This window comes from Streptosporangium sp. NPDC048886 (genome assembly GCF_055586905.1).
The window spans coordinates 1-1,016 of the sequence record NZ_JBVJHH010000125.1 but is presented as its reverse complement, the minus strand read 5'-3'; the positions used below and the strand labels follow the sequence as shown (position 1 = coordinate 1,016).

The window sequence follows — 1,016 nt, the reverse complement described above, 5'->3', positions numbered from 1 at the left end:
CCGGTGGCCTCGTCGCCCAGCAGCTCCAGCTTGTCGAAGGCCTTGGCGCCGGCCTGCAGCAGCGCCACGCCGCCGCCGGGGACGATGCCCTCCTCGACGGCCGCCTTGGCGTTGCGCACCGCGTCCTCGATGCGGTGCTTGCGCTCCTTGAGCTCGACCTCGGTCGCCGCGCCGGCCTTGATGACGGCCACGCCGCCGGCCAGCTTGGCCAGGCGCTCCTGGAGCTTCTCGCGGTCGTAGTCGGAGTCGGTGTTGTCGATCTCGGCGCGGATCTGGTTGACCCGGCCGGCGATCTGCTCGGCGTCGCCGGCACCGTCGACGATGGTGGTCTCGTCCTTGGTGACGATGACCTGGCGGGCGCGGCCGAGCTGGTCGAGGGTGGTCGACTCCAGCTTCAGGCCCAGGTCCTCGCTGATGACCTGCGCGCCGGTCAGGATGCCGATGTCGCCCAGCATGGCCTTGCGACGGTCACCGAAGCCCGGAGCCTTGACCGCGACCGAGCGGAACAGGCCACGGATCTTGTTGACGACCAGGGTGGCCAGGGCCTCGCCCTCGATGTCCTCGGCGATGATCAGCAGCGGCTTGCCGGCCTGCACGACCTTGTCGAGGACCGGGAGCAGGTCCTTGTTGGCGGAGACCTTGGAGTTGACGACGAGGATGTAGGGGTCGTCGAGGACGGCCTCCATACGCTCCGGGTCGGTCACGAAGTAAGGCGAGATGTAGCCCTTGTCGAAGCGCATGCCCTCGGTGAGCTCAAGCTCCAGGCCGAAGGTGTTGCTCTCCTCGACGGTGATGACGCCTTCCTTGCCGACCTTGTCCATCGCCTCGGCGATCATCTCGCCGATCTGCGGGTCGCCCGCGGAGATGGAGGCGGTGGAGGCGATCTGCGCCTTCGTCTCCACGTCCTTGGCCAGCTTGGAGAGCTCCTCGCTGACGCGCTCGACGGCGGCCTCGATGCCCTTCTTCAGCGACATCGGGTTGGCGCCGGCGGCGACGTTGCGCAGACCCTCGCGTAC

1 protein-coding gene is annotated in these 1,016 nt (G+C 68.4%); it reads right to left on the bottom strand.

Annotated elements, in window-relative coordinates:
* Positions 1 to 1,016 (bottom strand): chaperonin GroEL (gene groEL, locus ACZ6R6_RS49375; protein WP_470104486.1); only part of this gene is annotated, 1,016 nt, incomplete at both ends.